The sequence below is a fragment of the Mycobacterium sp. IDUB_37 genome, from assembly GCF_055419245.1.
The window spans coordinates 531059-549661 of record NZ_JBVAXG010000002.1 but is presented as its reverse complement, the minus strand read 5'-3'; the positions used below and the strand labels follow the sequence as shown (position 1 = coordinate 549661).

Annotated in this window: 15 protein-coding genes; 7 read left to right on the top strand and 8 right to left on the bottom strand. The window is 66.2% G+C overall.

All coding sequences use genetic code 11. From position 1 onward, the window contains the following. Positions 1-17: 17 nt before the first annotated feature. From ACZY1I_RS09175 to ACZY1I_RS09165, 3 genes are all read right to left on the bottom strand, one after another. On the bottom strand, positions 18-695 hold the full coding sequence (locus ACZY1I_RS09175; RefSeq protein WP_463754038.1) for a TetR family transcriptional regulator: 678 nt from the start codon (positions 693-695) through the stop codon (positions 18-20). Between the two features lie 449 nt (positions 696-1144). Next, positions 1145-2800 carry a hypothetical protein gene (locus ACZY1I_RS09170; protein ID WP_463754353.1) on the bottom strand — a complete coding sequence of 552 codons (1656 nt, stop codon included), beginning with the start codon at positions 2798-2800 and terminating at the stop codon, positions 1145-1147. Between the two features lie 66 nt (positions 2801-2866). After that, complete coding sequence (locus tag ACZY1I_RS09165; protein WP_463754037.1) at positions 2867-4732, bottom strand: putative bifunctional diguanylate cyclase/phosphodiesterase; 1866 nt, start codon at positions 4730-4732, stop codon at positions 2867-2869. A gap of 522 nt (positions 4733-5254) precedes the next feature. Here ACZY1I_RS09165 and ACZY1I_RS09160 point away from each other — a divergent pair. From ACZY1I_RS09160 to ACZY1I_RS09145, 4 genes are all read left to right on the top strand, one after another. Next, on the top strand, positions 5255-6463 hold the full coding sequence (locus ACZY1I_RS09160; protein ID WP_463754036.1) for an NAD(P)/FAD-dependent oxidoreductase: 1209 nt from the start codon (positions 5255-5257) through the stop codon (positions 6461-6463). Further along, positions 6460-7386, top strand: a complete 927-nt coding sequence (locus ACZY1I_RS09155) for an RNA polymerase sigma-70 factor (protein ID WP_463754034.1) — start codon at positions 6460-6462, stop codon at positions 7384-7386. Before ACZY1I_RS09160 ends, ACZY1I_RS09155 begins: the two co-directional genes overlap by 4 nt. A 69-nt stretch (positions 7387-7455) precedes the next feature. Further along, complete coding sequence (locus ACZY1I_RS09150) at positions 7456-8733, top strand: aminodeoxychorismate synthase component I (protein ID WP_463754033.1); 1278 nt, start codon at positions 7456-7458, stop codon at positions 8731-8733. A gap of 139 nt (positions 8734-8872) precedes the next feature. Further along, on the top strand, positions 8873-10351 hold the full coding sequence (locus ACZY1I_RS09145) for a hypothetical protein (RefSeq protein WP_463754032.1): 1479 nt from the start codon (positions 8873-8875) through the stop codon (positions 10349-10351). 313 nt (positions 10352-10664) lie between these two features. On the opposite strand, the gene rsmI is transcribed toward ACZY1I_RS09145, so the two are convergent. Next, positions 10665-11540, bottom strand: coding sequence for a 16S rRNA (cytidine(1402)-2'-O)-methyltransferase (gene rsmI / locus ACZY1I_RS09140; protein ID WP_463754031.1), 876 nt, complete (start codon positions 11538-11540; stop codon positions 10665-10667). 24 nt (positions 11541-11564) lie between these two features. Between rsmI and ACZY1I_RS09135 the strand changes: the two genes are divergently transcribed. After that, on the top strand, positions 11565-13181 hold the full coding sequence (locus ACZY1I_RS09135; protein WP_463754030.1) for a dolichyl-phosphate-mannose--protein mannosyltransferase: 1617 nt from the start codon (positions 11565-11567) through the stop codon (positions 13179-13181). Positions 13182-13256: 75 nt separating this feature from the next. On the opposite strand, the gene arcA is transcribed toward ACZY1I_RS09135, so the two are convergent. Beyond that, a complete protein-coding gene (gene arcA / locus ACZY1I_RS09130; protein WP_463754029.1) occupies positions 13257-14465 on the bottom strand; it encodes an arginine deiminase in 1209 nt (402 codons plus the stop codon). A gap of 81 nt (positions 14466-14546) precedes the next feature. On the opposite strand from arcA, the gene ACZY1I_RS09125 reads away from it, so the two are divergent. Further along, on the top strand, positions 14547-15155 hold the full coding sequence (locus ACZY1I_RS09125; protein ID WP_463754028.1) for an alpha-ketoglutarate-dependent dioxygenase AlkB: 609 nt from the start codon (positions 14547-14549) through the stop codon (positions 15153-15155). Between the two features lie 8 nt (positions 15156-15163). Here the strand turns inward: ACZY1I_RS09125 and ACZY1I_RS09120 are convergent, their stop codons facing one another. Beyond that, positions 15164-15823 (bottom strand): DUF5642 family protein, encoded by a 660-nt coding sequence (locus ACZY1I_RS09120; RefSeq protein WP_463754026.1) that lies wholly within the window; start codon positions 15821-15823, stop codon positions 15164-15166. A gap of 27 nt (positions 15824-15850) precedes the next feature. Then, on the bottom strand, positions 15851-16573 hold the full coding sequence (locus tag ACZY1I_RS09115; protein ID WP_463754025.1) for a DUF5642 family protein: 723 nt from the start codon (positions 16571-16573) through the stop codon (positions 15851-15853). Between the two features lie 49 nt (positions 16574-16622). Here ACZY1I_RS09115 and ACZY1I_RS09110 point away from each other — a divergent pair, with 49 nt between their 5' ends. Beyond that, a complete protein-coding gene (locus tag ACZY1I_RS09110; RefSeq protein WP_463754024.1) occupies positions 16623-17594 on the top strand; it encodes a linear amide C-N hydrolase in 972 nt (323 codons plus the stop codon). Here the strand turns inward: ACZY1I_RS09110 and ACZY1I_RS09105 are convergent, their stop codons facing one another. Beyond that, on the bottom strand, positions 17595-18581 hold the full coding sequence (locus tag ACZY1I_RS09105; RefSeq protein WP_463754023.1) for a GNAT family N-acetyltransferase: 987 nt from the start codon (positions 18579-18581) through the stop codon (positions 17595-17597). Positions 18582-18603: the final 22 nt, after the last annotated feature.

The following is an 18603-nucleotide window of genomic DNA, read 5'->3' as shown; positions in this document are numbered from 1 at the left end:
AGCATTTATGCGTCGGACTAGCTGGCGCTCGCCGGGGCCGACAGCGAGTTGACCGCAAGGGAGGTGCGCCGCCTGACGAATTGCTTGAAGTAGTCGATTCGATCCGGTTGCAGGATGCCCGCAAGCACCAGCATGCAGTTCCTTTCCAGATCAAGAAGGTACTGCTTGGGGTCTTCCAGGTCGCTTGTTTGGCGCAATCCCATATACATCGACACGATCAGACGCCCCACGTCGCGCGGCTCCCACTCGTCGGACACGTCACCTTCAGCGATCGCGCGCGTAACCACTGTGGCCAGCATCTCGATCCACCCGCCCAGCAGTTTTGTCTGCAGGCCTTCGGCCCGCCCTACCGACTCGATGAGGTGCGAGGCCGCCCTGGCCACGTCCTTGGTGATGTCGTGCAGTGCAGCCAGGTAGCAAAAGTCGATGAGGGTCTCGAGACCGGAGAGCTGCCGGGCCAGCAGGTCGTCAACCGCTACCCGCCCCTCCGTCCGGTGCTGATCGATGATCGCGACCGCAAGCGCGTGCTTGGAGCGGAAGTGGAAGTACATCGCGCCCTTGGTCAGTTCGGCTTCGGCCAGGATGTCGTCGAGACCAACGTCGTGGTAGGGCCGGCGCGCGAACTGGTGTGCCGCGGCCCGCAGAATCTGCTGCCGGGTGCTATCCGCTCTTCCGTCAGTTGTTTCAGTCGACATCTGACCCGCAGGATTCATGAGGACGGGGCGGGTTGCCCGATGGGCACCACAGAAGCACGAGGGTTTCGCGGTCACCACCGGTGACCGGAACGATCGTCTTCACCGTCGCGATGCCTTCCTCCGAACAGGGCGGCCAACTCCTACCACGTGGTGGGCGGACCACCGCGCGTGTCTCAGGCGACACATTTGTGCCGACTGCAAGGCGCCAACTGTGAGGTTAGCAGTCAGGTGCTCAGCCGCAGATATCCACGCCCATCCGACTGCAGATTATCCCATTTCATACCTTGAGTGAACTAGCTATCCGATTTCAGAACTTTCCGTACGTTAAACGCTAAATCGGACACTGCTTAGTCGGTTTAGTGCGCAAGTCCGGCCGCTATTTACGTGTTACCACCAGTCCGCGCCGAACCGGTATCAGCCGTCCTCGACCAGGACGCGGTCACATCGCGCTAAGGCTTTGGAGCAGTCGACGTCAGCACACTGCGCGCTAAGTCGAGCGTGGCGACGGGATAGAAACCGGAGTCATCGCGTCCGTCGCGCGCCAACTGCATCGGCGGGTAGTTGACCACGTGCGAACCGTTCGGCTTGTGCTGCTGCCAGTCGATAGCAGCCCGCAGCGAGTAGTGCCCAGGCGCCAAGCCCTTGAGGTCGACGCGGACGGTCTCGGTCGCCGTCGCGGGCAGTGGCTCGGTCCGGTCGCCTGAGGCATCGGAGACCAACGCCTTCAAATCGACGGTGGCAGGCAACGTCCGAACCGTCTGCCCGGTGAAGGACACCAACCGGTAGCCCGGTACCCACTTCTCGGTGGCCGCGGCCGACCCGTAGTTCGTCCAGTTCACTGAAATGGTCGCCACCTGGTCTTGCAGGGATTGCGACCCGGGTTGGGCTTCGACCGAATACCGATAACCGGCCGTGGCGTTCGCCTGCGCCCACTGCACATAGAGCTTGGGATCCATCGGAGAAGTCGCATTCTGATCCGGGAAGTTGGTGCTCGACGTCATCGAGACGTGGTACCTGATCACGTCGTGCAGGCCCTTGTCGTAATAGGTCTGCGGCATGGTGCCGTTCGGCAACTGGCACCACTCGGTGATCACCAGCGCCTTTCCTAGCCGTTCCTTCAGCTGCCCGACCAGCGCGTCCTGAGTTTGCACGTAGTGCGATGTGCTGGACTCGGCCCAGGTCGGCAATGGCGGGGTGACGCCGAGGCAGTCAGAGCGGATACCGACCGGTGCGGCCAGTTTCTTGGTGACCTCGTCGGCGAGCAACTGACGCACGATCTCAGGGTTGTTCGGCGCAGTCACGAGTTGGGTGTGCGGAAAGGCACTCACGTTCGCGGCGACGAGCTGTTGGATCGACGCGGTCGTGATGTTCTGGTCGCGGAACTGGCTGTAGTAGCCGAGGGCGGCCGTACTTTCGTCAGGCCCCGGGCCGGCTGCGTTCAGCGAGTCACGCAAGTAAGCAATGTGGTTCTCGCTGAAGTCGCCGTAGCCGGAGAACTCGAAGACGCTCAGGCGCTCGTCAGTGTCGTAACGGCGGCCCAAGGCGGCCAGCAATTGGCCGAAGTCGTTGAGATAGGTGGGGTCGTTGAAGTTCGGCACCACCTGCGTAGCGCCGGAGTTGCGCCCGTTTACCGGTCCGGGATAGCTGGTATTTGTGCTCGGCTTGGCGCGCTCCCAGTCCGGGATCTCGATGTTGGTGTTGTTCGAATAAGAGGCGCTGCAGCACGAGTTGTAGGTCTGTACCCGAAGGGTCAGCCGCATGTGGCGCTCGGCGAGCTTATTGAGCGCATCGTCGATGGCGCTGAAGTCGAACTTGCGATCGTCCGGCGCGTCCGGTGGCAACGTGGCCGGATCTGCGGGCTGCAACTGCCGCCAGGTGACCCGCAGGCTGGCGTCGTAGGAAGCGGGCCATGCCGGGTAGCGCTGCTGGGCAGGGGCGCCCTGGGGAAAGAGCGGCTCCAATAAGTCCTCGTACTGACCGCGCAATGGGTTGGGTATTTCCTGAGCGGTCGACGGGATCGCCGGACTCACCATTGCCGACAACGGACCGGGATCGGTGTGCTTGCGACTGCAGGCGCCGATGAGTAGGGCCACGCTCGCGACCAGGACACTTACGCACGCAACAGCGACAAGGGTGATTTTCCTAATTGTTCGAACCACTCTCTGCTTGAACTAGATCGCGCCGAGCGTCAGCGCCTCGCGATCTGCGAGGAACGGCATCGGCATCCAGCGCGCGGACAGCAACGCCTCCATGGCGTTGCCCGGAACGGGGCGCGACAACAGAAATCCCTGCGCCCGGTGGCAACCATGTTGCATCAAAGTCAGTGCAGCGGCCGGAGTCTCGACGCCTTCGGCGACCAATTGCAGTCCGAACGCCTCGGCCAATCCGATAATGGCACGAACAATCGCCAGGTCACCGGCGTTGGTGCCGAGGTCGCGAACGAATCCGGTGTCGATCTTGAGCATGTCGACAGGCAGCGACTTCAGATGCGACAACACGGCGTAACCGGTGCCGAAGTCGTCGATGGCGATCTGCACACCGACCTCTTTGAGCTCGTGCAACGTCTTGCGGGTTGCCTCGATGTCGTGCACCACAGCGCGCTCGGTGATCTCCAGACACACCGATCCGCCATCGATGCCGAACTCGTCGATGGTGTCGGCGACGCTGCGAACGAAACCCCGGGTGATCAATTGCACGGGTGAGACGTTGATGCGCAGAATCGCACTCTGTCCCACACCGTTGGATCGCCACCGGCTGAATTCGGCACAGGCGCTTCGCATCACCCAGCGCCCGAGTTCACCCGCCAGGTTGGTCGACTCGGCGACCCCGATGAACGAATCCGGAAGCAACAGCCCCCAGATCGGGTGCCGCCAGCGCACCAGCGCCTCGGCCGCCACAATGGCGCCGGTCCACAGGTCGACCTCGGGCAGATAGTGCAGCAGCAGCGCTTCGCTATCGATGTCGCCCTGCAGGTGCAATTCGATGTCATTACGGAACGCGCTCTTGAGCGACATGTCATCGGTGGACAGCGCCACCTGGTTGCCGCCGGCGCGCTTAGCGGTCAACACCGCCTCGTCGGCACGACGCAGCAGGTCCGTGCTGTTGTCGCGGCCGGGCATACCCACCGCCAGCCCGATGCTGATGGTGCGGGTGATCTGGTGGCCGCCGATTGCCAGGCGTTCGCGCAGCATCGTGCCCAGCCGGCGTGCGAACGACTCGGCCGCGCCACTCGACATCGTCTGGTCCGGGATGACGACGAACTCGTCGCCGCCGAGGCGGGCGATCATGCTCTGGCTTCCCGCGCAGACTCGCAGGCGTTGCGCGAACACGCGGATGAACCAGTCGCCCGCGGTGTGGCCGAGATAGTCGTTGATCGACTTGAGCCGATCGAGGTCCATGTACAACACCGCGACGGGTCCGGGATTGCCCGCGGCGAGTCGGTCGGAGAGGTGGGCGACCAGCGCGCGGCGGTTGTAGAGACCGGTCAGGTCGTCGTGCTCGGCCAGATAGCGGAGCTTCTCCTCCGCGGCGATCCGGGCCTGCAGCTGCGCAAACAGCGCCGCGACCGCCTCGAGGGTGTTGATTTCTTCTTGCTTCCACTTCCGGGCACCGAACTTGACGAAGCCGAGCACGCCGGTCGTCATCTCCCCCGATACCAGCGGCGCGGCCGCGACGGAGGGCGACGGCGCCTGTCGGGCACCCCCGATCCAACGCTGAAAGGATCGGGTGTTCTGCTCGGGCCGGATCACCACCGGCTTCCTGCCGTGCTCGCATTGGGCGAGTACCGGGTCGGCGCTGGTGAAGTGCACAACGGCCTGCGGATCCGGATCCGGAATGTTGACCCGTGGAGGCCACTCCGCAACCAGGACTGACGCGCGGATGTCATGGTCATGGTGGCGAAGGAAACTGGCGTCGACATCGAATTGTTCAACAAGCTGCGCGAGCACCTTCTCGCTCACCTGCGTAGCGGTGGACGCGGTCGCCTCCATGAGCTGGGTAGCTACGGAGGTAACAACGAGGTCCAAGCTGCGCGGCACCGGGTTCCTCCGATTTGTGCACGTCTCACATATGGGTCACTGCGCCAATTATGAGCGACTAACCCAGTCAGCGGACAGTATTGCGGCGGCCGTTTTCGAAAGCCCTTCGATGTGCATCGAAGCTCGCCTCATTGCCTGGGAAGTACCCGAACCGGCGCAGGTCACGGATGCATTATTAGTTAACAGAGACTATCACGCAGGCCTGATTCAGCCCGGCCGAAGAGTGTGACATTAAACGAAAAAAGAGCGCATTTACGCGGGTCAGCCAGGGTCGGCTGGTGTCCGTCGCCCCGGTCGGTCAGCCGCCGGCGCGCGCCGGCGGCAAAGTGCATTGGCGGCGCGCCTGATCCGGCGTCACAACTTCGGCATCGCAACAACGACTCGGCGCACGTGGCGGCTTCACAGCCGTCCGACGTGAGACAGCTCACATTTGAGGCCCGAACTGTCACGGATTGCCGGCCTGCGGTGTCTGAAGGGCAGCACGTCAAAAACACCGGAGCATTTCAGATCTAGGAGACAAAGATGTCTGAGCGTAACGACGCCACCGGCCGCCGAAACCAGGTGCGAAACCACGTCGTCGTCATCGGCGGTGGATACGCAGGAACCATGGCCGCCAACCACCTCCGGCTGCGCGCCGACGTCGACATCACCATGGTCAACCCGCGCCCGCAGTTCGTCGAGCGGATCCGCCTGCACCAATTGGCAGCCGGGACCGGCAGCGCGACCGTCGACTTCGGCACGCTGCTGGGCGAAGGCATCCGTTTGATTGTCGATAACGCCGAGCGCATCGACGCGACAGGCCGGCGGGTTGAGCTGGCCTCGGGTGCCGCGTTGGACTACGACTACCTCGTCTACGCGGTCGGCAGCACGGGCGCGACGCCCCACGCGGTGCCCGGCGCGGCCGAATACAGCCACTCACTGGCAGACCTCGACGGCGCGCAACGAGCCCGCTACGCGCTGGCCGACCTTGACCCCGGCGCGGCGGTGACCGTGGTCGGCGGCGGCCTGACCGGCATCGAAGCCGCCAGCGAACTGGGCGAGCAGGGTCGCACGGTGACGCTGGTCTGCGGTGGCACGCTGGGTCCGTCGCTGAGCGAGCCGGGTCGGCGTTCGGTGGGCAAGCAACTGCGCAAGCTCGGAGTCAACGTGCTCGAAGCCGCCACCGTCAGCGAAGTGCGCTGGGACTCGGTGGTCCTCGGAGACGGCTCGGTGCTGCCCAGCGCGGTGACGGTGTGGACGGCGGGCTTCGGCGTTCCGGACCTTGCGACACGCAGTGGGTTGCGCACCGACTCGCTCGGCCGCCTGCTCACCGACGAAACGCTGACCAGCATCAACGACCTGCGCATCGTGGCCGCCGGCGATGCTGCCGCGCCCTCCAACCAGCCGCTGCGGATGAGCTGCCAGGCCGCCATCCCGCTGGGCGCCCAGGCCGCCAACACGGTGCTGTCGCGCATCGCCGGGACCACACCCGCGGCACTGAACCAGGCGTTCACCGGGCAATGCATCAGCGTGGGCCGCACCTACGGCACCGTTCAATTGGCCCGCACTGACGACACCCCGATCAAGCTGTACGTCGGTGGCCGCGCCGCCGCGTCGATCAAGGAGATGGTCTGCAAGGGCACCGTGTGGGGCCTGCGGAAAGAAGCCGCCAAGCCGGGTTGGTACCGCTGGCTCAAGGGCGGCAACCGGTCCGCGCAACTGGCCGCCGCCCCGCAGGTCGCGGTGCGGTGACGAATTCACCATCCGGGCAATCGGACAGCGGCGGGCACGCAGAGCGATTCACTCTGCTGCGCCCGCTGCTGTTCACCATCGCCTACGAAATATTGGGCTCCGCGACCGAAGCCGACGACGTCCTGCAGGACAGCTACCTGCGCTGGGCTGATGTCGAACTGTCGACCGTGCGGGACAGCAAGTCCTATCTGGCCCAGCTCGTCACCCGACAGGCGCTCAACGCGTTGCGGGCGCAGGCACGGCGACGCGAAGAGTACGTGGGGCCCTGGCTGCCCGAGCCGCTCCTGCTCAATGACCAAGACGCTTCCGCCGATGTCGTTCTGGCGGAATCGGTTTCGATGGCGATGCTGGTCGTGCTGGAGACGCTGAGCCCGGACGAACGCGCGGTGTTCGTGCTGCGCGAAGTGTTCGGGTTCGATTACGGTGAGATCGCCGAAGCGGTGGGCAGATCAGCACCGACCGTGCGGCAGGTCGCCCATCGAGCGCGGGCCCACGTCCACGCGCGGCGCAAGCGATCCGACGCTGTGGATGCGGCCAACCCGCGGCGGCACGCCGAAATCACCGCGCAGTTCCTGGCCACCGCGGCCACCGGCGATGTGGAAGCACTGATGACCATGCTCGCCCCGGACGCCACCTGGATGGCTGACAGCGGCGGGAAGGTGAGCGCGGCTCGCCGGCCCATCGTCGGCGCGGACCGGGTCGCCAGGGCCATCGCCGGCATCATGGGGAAGGCGAAGGGCCAGGTGCGGGTAGAGATGGTGACCTGCAACAGCGCGCCGGCGGTGCTGCTGTACCTGGACGAGCATCTGGAAGGGGTGATCTCGGTGGAGATCACCGACGCCAAGATCTCCAACTTCTACGTCATGCGCAACCCCGACAAGCTGGCCGCCCTGGCGACCGCGCGCGAGATCAGTCGTCGCTAATTTTGATGGACGCGACCCGCGACGGGGCCTCTGGCGTGCGAAAACCCACCGCTCTGTCAAGCTAGGGCGGTGCGAACGGACCGACTCGGCGATCTGGGCAGCCCCCCGCAAGTGCTGCGGGCCGTCGGCCGCGCCACCAGTCGACTCGGGCTGCCGCCGCCGGCCGCGCTGACCGGCGAATGGTTCGGCGCGCTGGCCGTAATCGCGCCGAGCGTGTCAGTGCAGCCTGTTGCCGTCGACGAGGTGTTCAGCACGCCATGCGGGTCGGGTCAGACCACCGATCAGGGAAAGAATTCGCAGTTCAGGCCGGTGGGCGGCGGCTGGATCGGCTATCTGTCCTACCCGGACGCGGGGTTTGACGGGCTACCGCACCGGATTCCTGAGGCGGCCGGCGGTTGGACAGACTGTGTTCTGCGCCGCGACCGGGACGGACAGTGGTGGTTCGAGAGCCTGTCGGGCGCCCCGATGCCCGCCTGGTTGGCCGACTCGTTGGCAGCACCGGTGAGCAGAACGGCACCGACGTGCCAAATCACATGGGAGTCGGCAGATCGGTCAGCACATCGTGACGGTGTGCTGTCCTGCTTGGAGGCGATCTCCGCCGGCGAGGTCTACCAGGCCTGCGTTTGCGCGCAGTTTACCGGCACTGTCGTGGGATCGTCGCTGGATTTCTTCGTCGAAGGTGTGGCCCGCACTTCTCCGGCGCGGGCCGCCTATATCGCCGGCAAATGGGGCGCGGTGGCGTCGCTGTCCCCGGAACTTTTCCTGCGCCGTCGCGGCTCCTTGGTGGCGTCCAGCCCGATCAAGGGAACGCTCCCGCTTGATGCCTGGCCTTCGGCGTTGCGGGCATCGCCGAAGGAAGTCGCCGAAAACATCATGATCGTGGACTTGGTTCGCAATGACCTTGGCCGAGTGGCGATTACGGGTACGGTGACGGTGCCCGAACTCCTGGTGGTCCGTCGCGCCCCGGGCGTCTGGCACCTGGTTTCGACCGTGTCGGCGGAAGTACCTCCCGAGTTGCCGATGTCGGCCCTGCTCGACGCCGCCTTCCCTCCGGCATCGGTCACCGGAACACCTAAAATCCGTGCGCGACAATTGATTTCACAATGGGAGCAGCGCAGACGTGGAATATATTGTGGCACAATAGGTTTGACTTCTCCGATAGCAGGCTGCGAACTCAACGTCGCGATTCGCACCGTCGAATTCGACCCCTGGAGCAACGCCGTGCTGGGCGTTGGCGGCGGCATCACCGCAGACTCCGATCCGGACTCCGAATGGCAAGAGTGCCTGCATAAAGCTGCCCCGATCATGGGTCTGCCTGCCGCCGTCACGGCCAGTCGGGTCAGTTAACTCAGCAAATTCTCAGGAAACGTGTGAACCTGGGCGATTTTTGCCGAAAGCCCACATGAACTTTCTGCGCCACCTAAACTTCAGCCATCGACACGTCGTATCTGCTGGCAGATGCGAGAGGGTCCGAGAGGGGAAGTCCATGAGAGTCGCGATCGTTGGCGCTACGGCTGCCGCCGTGTTGGGTGGCGCACTGGCGGTTGCGCCGTTGACGGTCTCTAACCAGACCAGGACGCTGCCCGGCGGCACCTGCACCGCAGGTCAGCAGTGCGACAAGCTCGCTTCGGTGCTGATGCCGGAGACGGGCAAGCCGTCTGGGGCGATACCAGCCCGCGGACCCGCTCCGGTCGAGCAGCCCCCCGCGCCGGCGCCTTCGCCGGCCCCGAAGCCCGGCCAACCTGAACCTGCGGCCTACACCCCCCCGGGCACGTCCAACGGGAACGGATCAGGCGGAACCGGCATGGCGCCCGGGTCGTCAAACGGAGCCAACTCGACCGTGCCGCCCGCCAGCGCGCCGCCGACAGACGCCGGTGATCCCGGCGCCTACGATCCCTCGCAGTTCGAGCTTCCCGGCATCGGCTCCATTCCGGGCGTAGGCATCCCCGGTATGGACCTGGGTGGCCTGGGCGGTCTGGCGAACGGCGCAAACAGCGTCAACACGGCTTACTCGGTCGTCAACGGCTTGATCGGGATCGGAAACTCCGTCTCCGGCGCCGTCACGTCAGGCGCGTTGGCCGTCACTTATGTGGTGCTTGCCTACAACGCGCTGCAGTCCTCGGGTCTGCTGCCGGCAATGCAGGGCGCGGGTAGCTCGATTGGCAACGTGCTGCTGCCTGGATCCATCCTCCCCACCGCGGCGGCTTTGCCGGGTGTGGGCTTGCCCGGCCTGCCCGGGCTGCCGGGCCTGAACCTGCCGGGTCTACCTGGCATCTCACCCGCCGGCATGATCGCGCTGGCTGGGGCCGGCGGTCTGCCCGGTCTGAGCCTGCCGGGTCTGCCAGGAATTTCGGCGGCCAGCCTGCTGCCGTTGGCAGCCACCGGTCTGCCGGGTCTGCCAGGCGTCTCGCCGACCGACCTGATCGCCCTGGCCTCGGCCGGCGGCATCCCAGGTCTGCCGAACCTGTCTGGGGTGAACCCGGCGATCATCGCCGCGGCACTGCCCGCTCTGGCTGCCGGCATCCCCGGTCTGCCGCCGCTGCCGGGCCTCGACCCCGCAATGCTGGCAGCAGCGCTGCCCGCGCTCGGCGGTGGCCTGCAGGGAATCGACCCGACCATCATCGCGGCGGCGCTGCCCGCACTGGCCGCCGGCGGCCTGCCTGCCTTGCCCGGCCTGCCTGCACTGCCTGGGCTGCCTGGCCTACCCGCGGTCGACCCGGCCATCCTGGCAGCGGCGCTGCCCGCACTGACAGGCGGAGGCCTACCAGGACTGCCCGCCATTCCTGGGGTGGACCCGGGCGCAGTGGCCGCCGCGCTGCCGGCGATTGCCGCCGCGGCCGGTGGTGGACTGCCGGCACTGCCTGCGCTTCCCGCACCGGCCTTGCCCGCACTACCGGCACTGCCTGCGCCGGCCCTGCCGCCGCACCCGCCGATCTGCCCGATACCTGGAGCGCCCTGCTTCTGACCTAGCCCGATGGTCGCGACCCGCCGCGCCCGGCTATCGCCGGCCTCGCGATCGCGACAGTCCGCCCGATGGTCGCGACCCGCCGCGCCCGGCTATCGCCGGCCTCGCGATCGCGACAGTCCGCCCGATGGTCGCGACCCGCCGCGCCCGGCTATCGCCGGCCTCGCGATCGCGACAGTCCGCCCGATGGTCGCGACCCGCCGCGCCCGGCTATCGCCGGCCTCGCGATCGCGACAGTCCGCCCGATGGTCGCGACCCACCGCGCCCGGCTATCGCCGGCCTCGCGATCGCGAGAGTCGGCCTACGCTGCCCGTTACTCGGGATCCAGCTCTTCGGCTTCGCGGCGTGACTGCAGCACGGCTTCGTAAAGTTGGCGCGTGCGTACCTCCGGGTAACCGGCGGCAACATGGCTGCACGCATCCTTGATGCGGATGCCACCCGCAACGAGGTTCTCCACCTCGGCGACCAGGTCGGTCAGCAGCGTCGACAGGTCAGCGCGCGGGGTCGCGCTCGCGCCGGCCAACACGACGGTGACCTCGCCGAGCACCCCACCGGCCGCCCAGGCCGCCAGTTCGTCCAGCGAACCGCGCACGACCTCCTCGTGCACCTTCGTCAGCTCACGGCAGATAGCGGCCTGACGGGTACCGCCCAATTGCTCGACCGCGTCGCGCAGACATGCGGCCAGCCGACGTGGCGATTCGAAGAACACGCAGGTCCGCCGTTCGTCGACCAGCGAACTGAGCCAGGTCCGGCGCGCCGAGCCCTTTCGCGGGGCGAAACCCTCGAAGCAGAATTTCTCGGCCGGCAGACCAGAGACGACCAGGGCGGTCGTGACTGCCGACGGCCCGGGCAGGCATTGCACGGGCAGGCCGGCCGCAATGCACGCAGCGGCCAGTCGATAGCCGGGATCGCTGATGATCGGCATGCCCGCGTCGCTGACCATCAGCACCGTGGCACCCGAGCCGATTGCGTCGACGAGTGAGGCGACCCGGGTGGCCTCGACCCGGTCGAACAGACTCAGCACCCGACCGCCGATCTGGACATCAAGCGCCTTGGCCAGATTCCGCACTCTCCGGGTGTCCTCCGCCGCCACCACATCCGCGGCGGTCAACGCTTCGATCAGGCGTGGCGACGCATCCGTGGGCTGGCCCAACGGCGTCGCGCCCAACAGCAGGCGCCCAGTTGTCATGACCGACAGCCTACGATCGACGTGATGACCGCCCCGCCCCAACAAACCTCTGTCGCTGTGGAGGGCCCCGCTCCGGACGGCCCGACCGCGCGATCCCAACAGGGAACCGCGAACGCCTCGCCGGACCGCGCGACATTCGTCATCAGCCCTGTACCGCTGGTGCCCATCGCCGACTTCGGCCCGCTGGACCGGACACGAGGCTGGATTGTCACCGCCGTCATCGCAGCGCTCGCGGCATTCACCCGATTTTTGAACCTAGGCTCGCCGACCGACGGCGGCACGCCCATCTTCGACGAGAAGCACTACGCGCCGCAGGCCTGGCAGGTGCTCAACAACCACTGGGTCGAGGACAACCCCGGGTTCGGCCTGGTCGTCCACCCCCCGGTCGGTAAGCACATGATCGCAATCGGTGAGGCCCTGTTCGGCTACTCCGGGCTGGGTTGGCGATTCACCGGTGCGCTGCTCGGGGTGATCCTGGTGGTGTTGGTGACGCGGATCGTCCGTCGGATCAGCCGGTCGACCTTGGTCGGGGCGATCGCCGGGCTGCTAGTCATCTGCGACGGCGTCAGCTTTGTCACCGCGCGGACCGCGCTGCTGGACGGCTTCCTGACGTTTTTCGTAGTCGCAGCGTTCGGCGCCCTCATCGTCGACCGCGATCAGGTTCGTCAACGCATGCACAAGGCCTTTGTGGAGCGCCGTGCCGCCGAGACGGTCTGGGGTCCGCGGCTGGGTGTGCGCTGGTGGCGGTTCGGCGCCGGGGTGCTGCTGGGACTGGCCTTCGGGACCAAGTGGTCCGGCCTGTATTTCATCGCGTTCTTCGGCGTCATGTCGCTGGCGTTCGACGTGGCCGCGCGCCGTCAGTACCAGATACCGCGACCTTGGCTGGGGACGCTGCGACGCGATGCCTTCCCCGCGGCTTACGCGCTGTTGGTCATTCCGTTCGCCGTCTATCTGGCCAGCTATGCGGGGTGGTTCGCGTCCGAGACCGCGATCGACCGGCACCAGGTCGGCCAGACCATCGGGCCGAACAGCGTCGTCCCTCTTCCCGACGCGATTCGCTCGCTGTGGTGGTACACCACCAAGGCCTTCCACTTCCACGCGACGCTGACGAATTCCGCGGGCAACTACCACCCCTGGGAGTCGAAACCGTGGAGTTGGCCGATGTCGTTGCGGCCAGTGCTCTATGCGATCGACCAGAACAACGTTGCCGGCTGCGGCGGACAATCGTGCGTCAAAGCCGTGATGCTGGTGGGCACTCCGGCCTTGTGGTGGCTGGCGGTGCCGGTCCTGCTGTACACATCCTGGCGAATGTTCGTCCGGCGCGACTGGCGTTACGCCGTAGTCTGGGTGGGCTATTGCGCCGGATGGCTGCCATGGTTCGCCGAGATCGACCGGCAGATGTACTTCTTCTACGCCGCGACGATGGGACCGTTCCTGGCGATGGCGATCGCGCTGATCCTCGGCGACATCCTGCACCAGCCCCGACAAAATAAGGAACGGCGCACACTCGGGCTGATCTTTGTCTGTTGCTATGTGTCGCTGGTGGTGACCAACTTCGCCTGGCTGTTCCCGGTGCTGACCGGACTGCCCATCTCGCAGCAGACCTGGGACATGGAGATCTGGCTGCCCAGCTGGCGGTAACTCGCCGCCGATATTGCCACTGGGCTGCAAATCCGGCCCCACCACAGCCGTGGCGGCAATCTTGACGGCAAGAAACTAGAGGGCGTCCCGCGCGGCCGGGCATGACATGCACCGCGGCCCGCCCCGACCCGTGCCCAACTCGGAGCCGGCGATGGTGAGCACCTCAACGCCGGCTTCCAGCATGCGGGTGTTGGTCTGGACGTTGCGCTCGTAGGCCACGACGACCCCGGGAGCCAACGCCAGCGTGTTATTGCCGTCGTCCCACTGTTCGCGTTCGGCGACGACGGGATCGCGCCCGGTGTCGATCACGTGCAACTTCTCGATACCCATCGCTTGGGCGGCCGCGTCCGCAAACGGTGCGGTGTCGCTGATCGTCACGCCATCGGGGGTGCGCCGGATAGTGAACGCCGAGAGCGAGTCGACGACGTTCGCGTACATCACCATCGTGTCGGTGTCGACCATCGTGCAGACCGTGTCCAGGTGCATCTGCGCGCGTTTCTGCGCGATCGGCACCGCGAGCACCGCGTGCGCGAGATCGTCGTCAAAAAGGCTGCGCGCCAATGCTTCTGCACCGGCCGGCGTGGTCCGCTCCCCCACCCCCACCGCGATCACGCCCGGGGCGAGCAACAGCACATCACCACCTTCTACCGGAGCGGTCCGCGATTCGTAGGCCCGGCGCACACCGGTGAACCGTGGGTGATGGGCGTAAATGATGTCGGTCAGCGACGCCTCCCGAACCCGGGCCCGCAGCGCCAACGAGGGAATCACCACCCGCGGCCCGATCCAGATCGACGAATCGCGGGTGAACACCAGGTTCGGCAAGGGCTCGATGACGAAGTCCGCCCCGTGATGCATGCGCAGCACCAGCGAGACATCGGTGCGGGTGTCGGCGGGCAGTTCGTTGAACGTCATGCCTGCCGTCAGCACGTCTGCCAGCGCCGCCGGTTCAAGGCCCCGCAAATATGCCGAAAGGCTTTGCGCCAATGGCGTTCCAAGCCGCCGCGCGTCTACGGCGGCGGCCACGCCCTGCATGCGGGCAGCCCCGCTGTGATGCAGCGCCTCCGTCAGTAACTCCGAGAGCAACAGCACTTCGACGCCGCGTGATCGCAGCAGTTCAACAAACTGGTCATGTTCGTCCTGGGCGCGCGACACCCAGGGCAGCCCATCGAATAACAGCTGGTCACTGTTGCCCGGGCTGAGCCGGCGCAACTCGTCGCCGGGGCGGTGCAGGATGGCAACCCGCAAGGCACCCACCTCGGAATTGGTTCCCCACTCGACACCCACAGCTAAAACCGTAGCGTCGCCGGGCCCAACGGGCGCGTCACACGCCGATCGATCGAACTGATGTGCGATAGACTCTCGGTTGTGGCGATCGCGGTCCAGGGCTCGCTATTTGAGCACAACGAGCGCCGACACCTCGGCGAAGGCGCCTTCATCGACATCCGGGCAAACTGGCTGAAAGACAGTCCGGCCGACGGCCTTGGCCTGCTCCAAGACCTGCTCAAGACCGTGCCGTGGCGAGCCGAACGCCGCCAGATGTACGACCGGGTGGTCGACGTCCCCCGCCTGGTGAGCTTCCATGACCTGACGGTCGGAGACCCGCCGCATCCGCAGCTCACCCGGCTGCGCCGCCGGCTCAACGACATCTACGGCGGCGAACTGGGCGAACCCTTCACCACCGTCGGACTGTGTTGCTACCGCGACGGTTCCGACAGCGTCGCGTGGCATGGCGACACCATCGGTCGCAGCAGTTCCGAGGACACCATGGTCGCGATCGTCAGCCTCGGCGCCACCCGTACCTTCGCCATGCGGCGCCGTGGCGGCGGACCGTCCCTCCGATTGCCGCTGGCACACGGCGATCTGCTGGTGATGGGCGGATCGTGTCAACGCACCTGGGAGCATTCGGTGCCCAAGACGGCCACGGCCGCGGGTCCGCGCATCAGCATTCAGTTCCGCCCACGCGACGTGCGCTGAACAGCTGACTAGCTCCGGACCGCGCCCACGGCCTTGACCAGTAGGTCGCGCGCACGTTGGGTGTCGACCTTCGCAGTGGGCTGCCCCGGAACGACAAGCGGATTGGCGATCACGATCACCTGGTAGTCGCCGAACTGGGCGGAATAGTCGTAGAGCTCACCGGTGTGAGCGGCCCCGTCGACGACCGCCTGCAACACCCGGTGCACGCCTTGCGTGTGCGTTCCGTCGATGTGCGGCGGGTCGACCACCTCGATGGCGCCACGCAGTTGGGCCCCGGAGAACCCGACCCTGGCGCAGTCCTTCCCGGGGTCGGTGACAGGCAACTCTTTGGAGGTCTCCACCGCGATGACCACGAAACGGTTGCCGTTACCTTCTGCGGAAACGGCCGCCATGTTGCCTTCCAGGCCGGGCGGCATCTCCGGTCCCAACGCCGCCTTCGCGCAGTTGGCCGGGTCGAAAGTCAGCCCGTCCGGCAGCTTGCGCGAGGCGAAGAACTGCGGATCGATCACCCGGGGGGTGACGTCAGTGACCTTGAATTCCGGACCGAAACCGGACTTCAGATCCACGACCTTGGCGATGTCGCCCTTCGTGGACTGCGAAGAATTGGCGCCCGGGGAGCAGCCGACCAGCACGGACACCGCTGCGACGGCGAGCACCAATTTGAACACCGTGGCCAATCTACCCAACCGAGATCCTCAGCCGCGCAACGTCGAGACCGTTTTGACCAGAAGATCGGCGGCGAACTGCGCCGGCAACGGCGGCAGCATCGAACCGGGATCGGTGGTCAGCGTGGTGAACGCGTAGAAATCCCCCAGATACGCGACGAAAGTGTATGCCCGCGAGGCTATTTCGCTGGTCGATTCGGCAGCCGCCCGAATGTCGGCCACCATGCCGACGGTCTGTGCGCCGTCAACGTGCGGTGCGTCGATGAGATCGACGCCGACGACGGTGCGTCCGGCGGTCAACTGCCAGTGGGAGCAGCCCGACACCACTTCATGGTCCAGTACCACCGGACCCTTCGGAACCGGAACGACGACCGCGTCGAGGATGCCACCCGGCCCCGACCCGGACACGCCCTGCGGAGGCTGATCGCCACCGGCGGCCGGGTCGGCCAGCGCGATACATTGCGGCGGATCCACCACCGGGTCCGCGCCGAGTCCCCAGATCGCCCGGGGTGAAGACGCACGCGCGATGTTGGTCTCCTCGTAGCCGGGCGGCAGCTCACGACCGACCCGCCTGATGTTGGCGGGGTTGATGCCGGTGGCGCGGGCAGTTGGCGTCCGGGCCGGCGTCGACGGCCCGGACGATGCCGACGGCGACGACGAAGGGTTCGCGGGCGGGGGCGGCTGCGCGCACGCCGCCAGCAGCATGGCCGACAGAGGGCCAATCCACAGAGGGCCAATCCAGTATGGCCGCATGCGGAGTTCTTATCACGACAACGAAGCCGGGTCGGGTAGCTTGGCGCCTGTGTGCACGCGAGTTCTGTGGAACACCGACGGCCATCCCGTTCTGACCGGCCGCAGCATGGACTGGCCGGAGTCCACCGAGCCGTTGATCGTGGCCTTCGCCCGCGGGCGTGTTCGCGACGGCGGATCGCTTGCCGGCGTTGAGGTAGTCGCCGACAACCCACTGCGTTGGACCAGCCGTTACGGCAGCCTGGTGACGACGGTGTACGGGATCGGCACGGTCGACGGCCTCAACGAGGCCGGCCTCAGCGTGCACGCCCTGTACCTCCAGTCGACCGATGTCGGCCCCCGCGACCCGGCAAAACCCGGGCTGCACACCGGGTTATGGGCCCAATATCTGCTCGACCAGGCCGCCACCGTCTCCGAGGCGTTGCACCTGATGGACGGAGTCCAGTTGGTGATGGTGGGTGCCCACGGGCGCGACGCCACCCTGCACCTGGCCGTCGAGGACAGCACCGGCGACTCGGCGATCATCGAGCTGGACCACGGCGAGATCATCGTGCACCACGGCCGTCAGTACACCCTGATGACCAACGACCCAACTTACGATCAGCAACTGAAACTGCTTGCTCAACAAGACTTTTCACATCCGAGTCGGGACTTGCCGCTGCCCGGCAACGTCAACCCGGTGGACCGGTTTCAGCGCGCGGCGTACTACCTTGCGCTGTTGCCCGAGCCCGAGACCACCCGCCAGGCGGTGGCCGGGGTGATGGCGATCATGCGCAATGTCTCGGTGCCGTTCGGCGCGCCGTACGGCGAGTTCGGGATCTACAACACTGAGTACCGCACGGTCACCGACCTGACGAACCGGTTCTACTTTTTCGAACTCACCACGAGCCCGAATGTCATCTGGGTCGATTTCAACGGTCTGGACGTGACCGACGGTGGCCAACCACAGGCGATCGACCCGTACGACGAATCGCTGATCGGCAACGTCACGTCCCGGTTCGCACCGCGGGAGCTGGCGTTCTGATCAGCTCACCGCCTCGATCACCTGCCGGGCGACCTGCCTGATCTGCTTTTCCAGCTCACGCCCTAAGCCCGGATCCCGCGGCACATCGATGACGGTGGTGATGACGCCGATGTCGTCGCGCTCCCAGACCGCGCCCTGCTGATCCATGATCGTGCGCATCGGCAAGTTGTCGGCAAGCATTCGCGCCGAGAATCTTTCGATGCCGTCCACCCGCGCGGCGACGGACAACGCTGCGATCAGGAAGGTGCCGATGCCGCGGCCCTGGTAGGCATCGGCCACGGTGAAGGCGATCTCGGCGACGGTCGGATCCTTGTCGTCGCGCACGAAGCGCGCGTCTGCCACCGGGTCGCTGCCATCGACCATCACCCAGACGAAGTGATCGACGTAGTCGACCTCGGCCAGGTAGTGCATCATCGCCAAGCTGGGAACCCGGGCCGACATGAATCGCCGGTAGATCGTCTCGCTGGAGAAATAGATGTGTCCGTGCACCGTCCGCTCGCTGTCACCGGGCAGGACCGGGCGCAACGACAGATGCGTCCCATCGCGCATCTGCACCGGAATCGGCGCGATGAAAGCGGCCAGGCGCTGCCGGACCGTGCGCACCAGCCGCTCCATGATCCCCGGAATGTGCACCATCTGATCCAGGGCGTCCTTGCCGCCGACCCACCCGGTCAGCGGTTCGACGGTGGTGACGGTCGCGGTCCGGGGGATGTCACGCAGCAAAGCGATTTCGCCGACGATCATGCCTGGCACCGCCAACTCGACGATCACCGTGTCGTCGTCACCGGCGTGGATGACCTCGGCGCTGCCGGATGCGATCAGGAGGAACGACACCGCCTGCTCGCCCTGTCGCATCAGAACCTGACCGGCAGGGGCGCGCAGCGGGGAAAGGTGCGCGGCAAGAGACAGCAAATCCTCGGTTGGACATCCCTTGAAGATGTCCATGCCCGCGAGATCCTCGACCCCCACGCCGGTCAAATCGGCCATCCCTCCACGGTCTGATCGGACT

Bases quoted from the DNA above. Each gene is read 5' to 3' on its own strand.
- ACZY1I_RS09175 (WP_463754038.1), bottom strand. From the start codon at position 695: ATGTCGACTGAAACAACTGACGGAAGAGCGGATAGCACCCGGCAGCAG.
- ACZY1I_RS09160 (WP_463754036.1), top strand. From the start codon at position 5,255: ATGTCTGAGCGTAACGACGCCACCGGCCGCCGAAACCAGGTGCGAAAC.
- ACZY1I_RS09145 (WP_463754032.1), top strand. From the start codon at position 8,873: ATGAGAGTCGCGATCGTTGGCGCTACGGCTGCCGCCGTGTTGGGTGGC.
- rsmI (WP_463754031.1), bottom strand. From the start codon at position 11,540: ATGACAACTGGGCGCCTGCTGTTGGGCGCGACGCCGTTGGGCCAGCCC.
- ACZY1I_RS09135 (WP_463754030.1), top strand. From the start codon at position 11,565: ATGACCGCCCCGCCCCAACAAACCTCTGTCGCTGTGGAGGGCCCCGCT.
- ACZY1I_RS09115 (WP_463754025.1), bottom strand. From the start codon at position 16,573: ATGCGGCCATACTGGATTGGCCCTCTGTGGATTGGCCCTCTGTCGGCC.
- ACZY1I_RS09105 (WP_463754023.1), bottom strand. From the start codon at position 18,581: ATGGCCGATTTGACCGGCGTGGGGGTCGAGGATCTCGCGGGCATGGAC.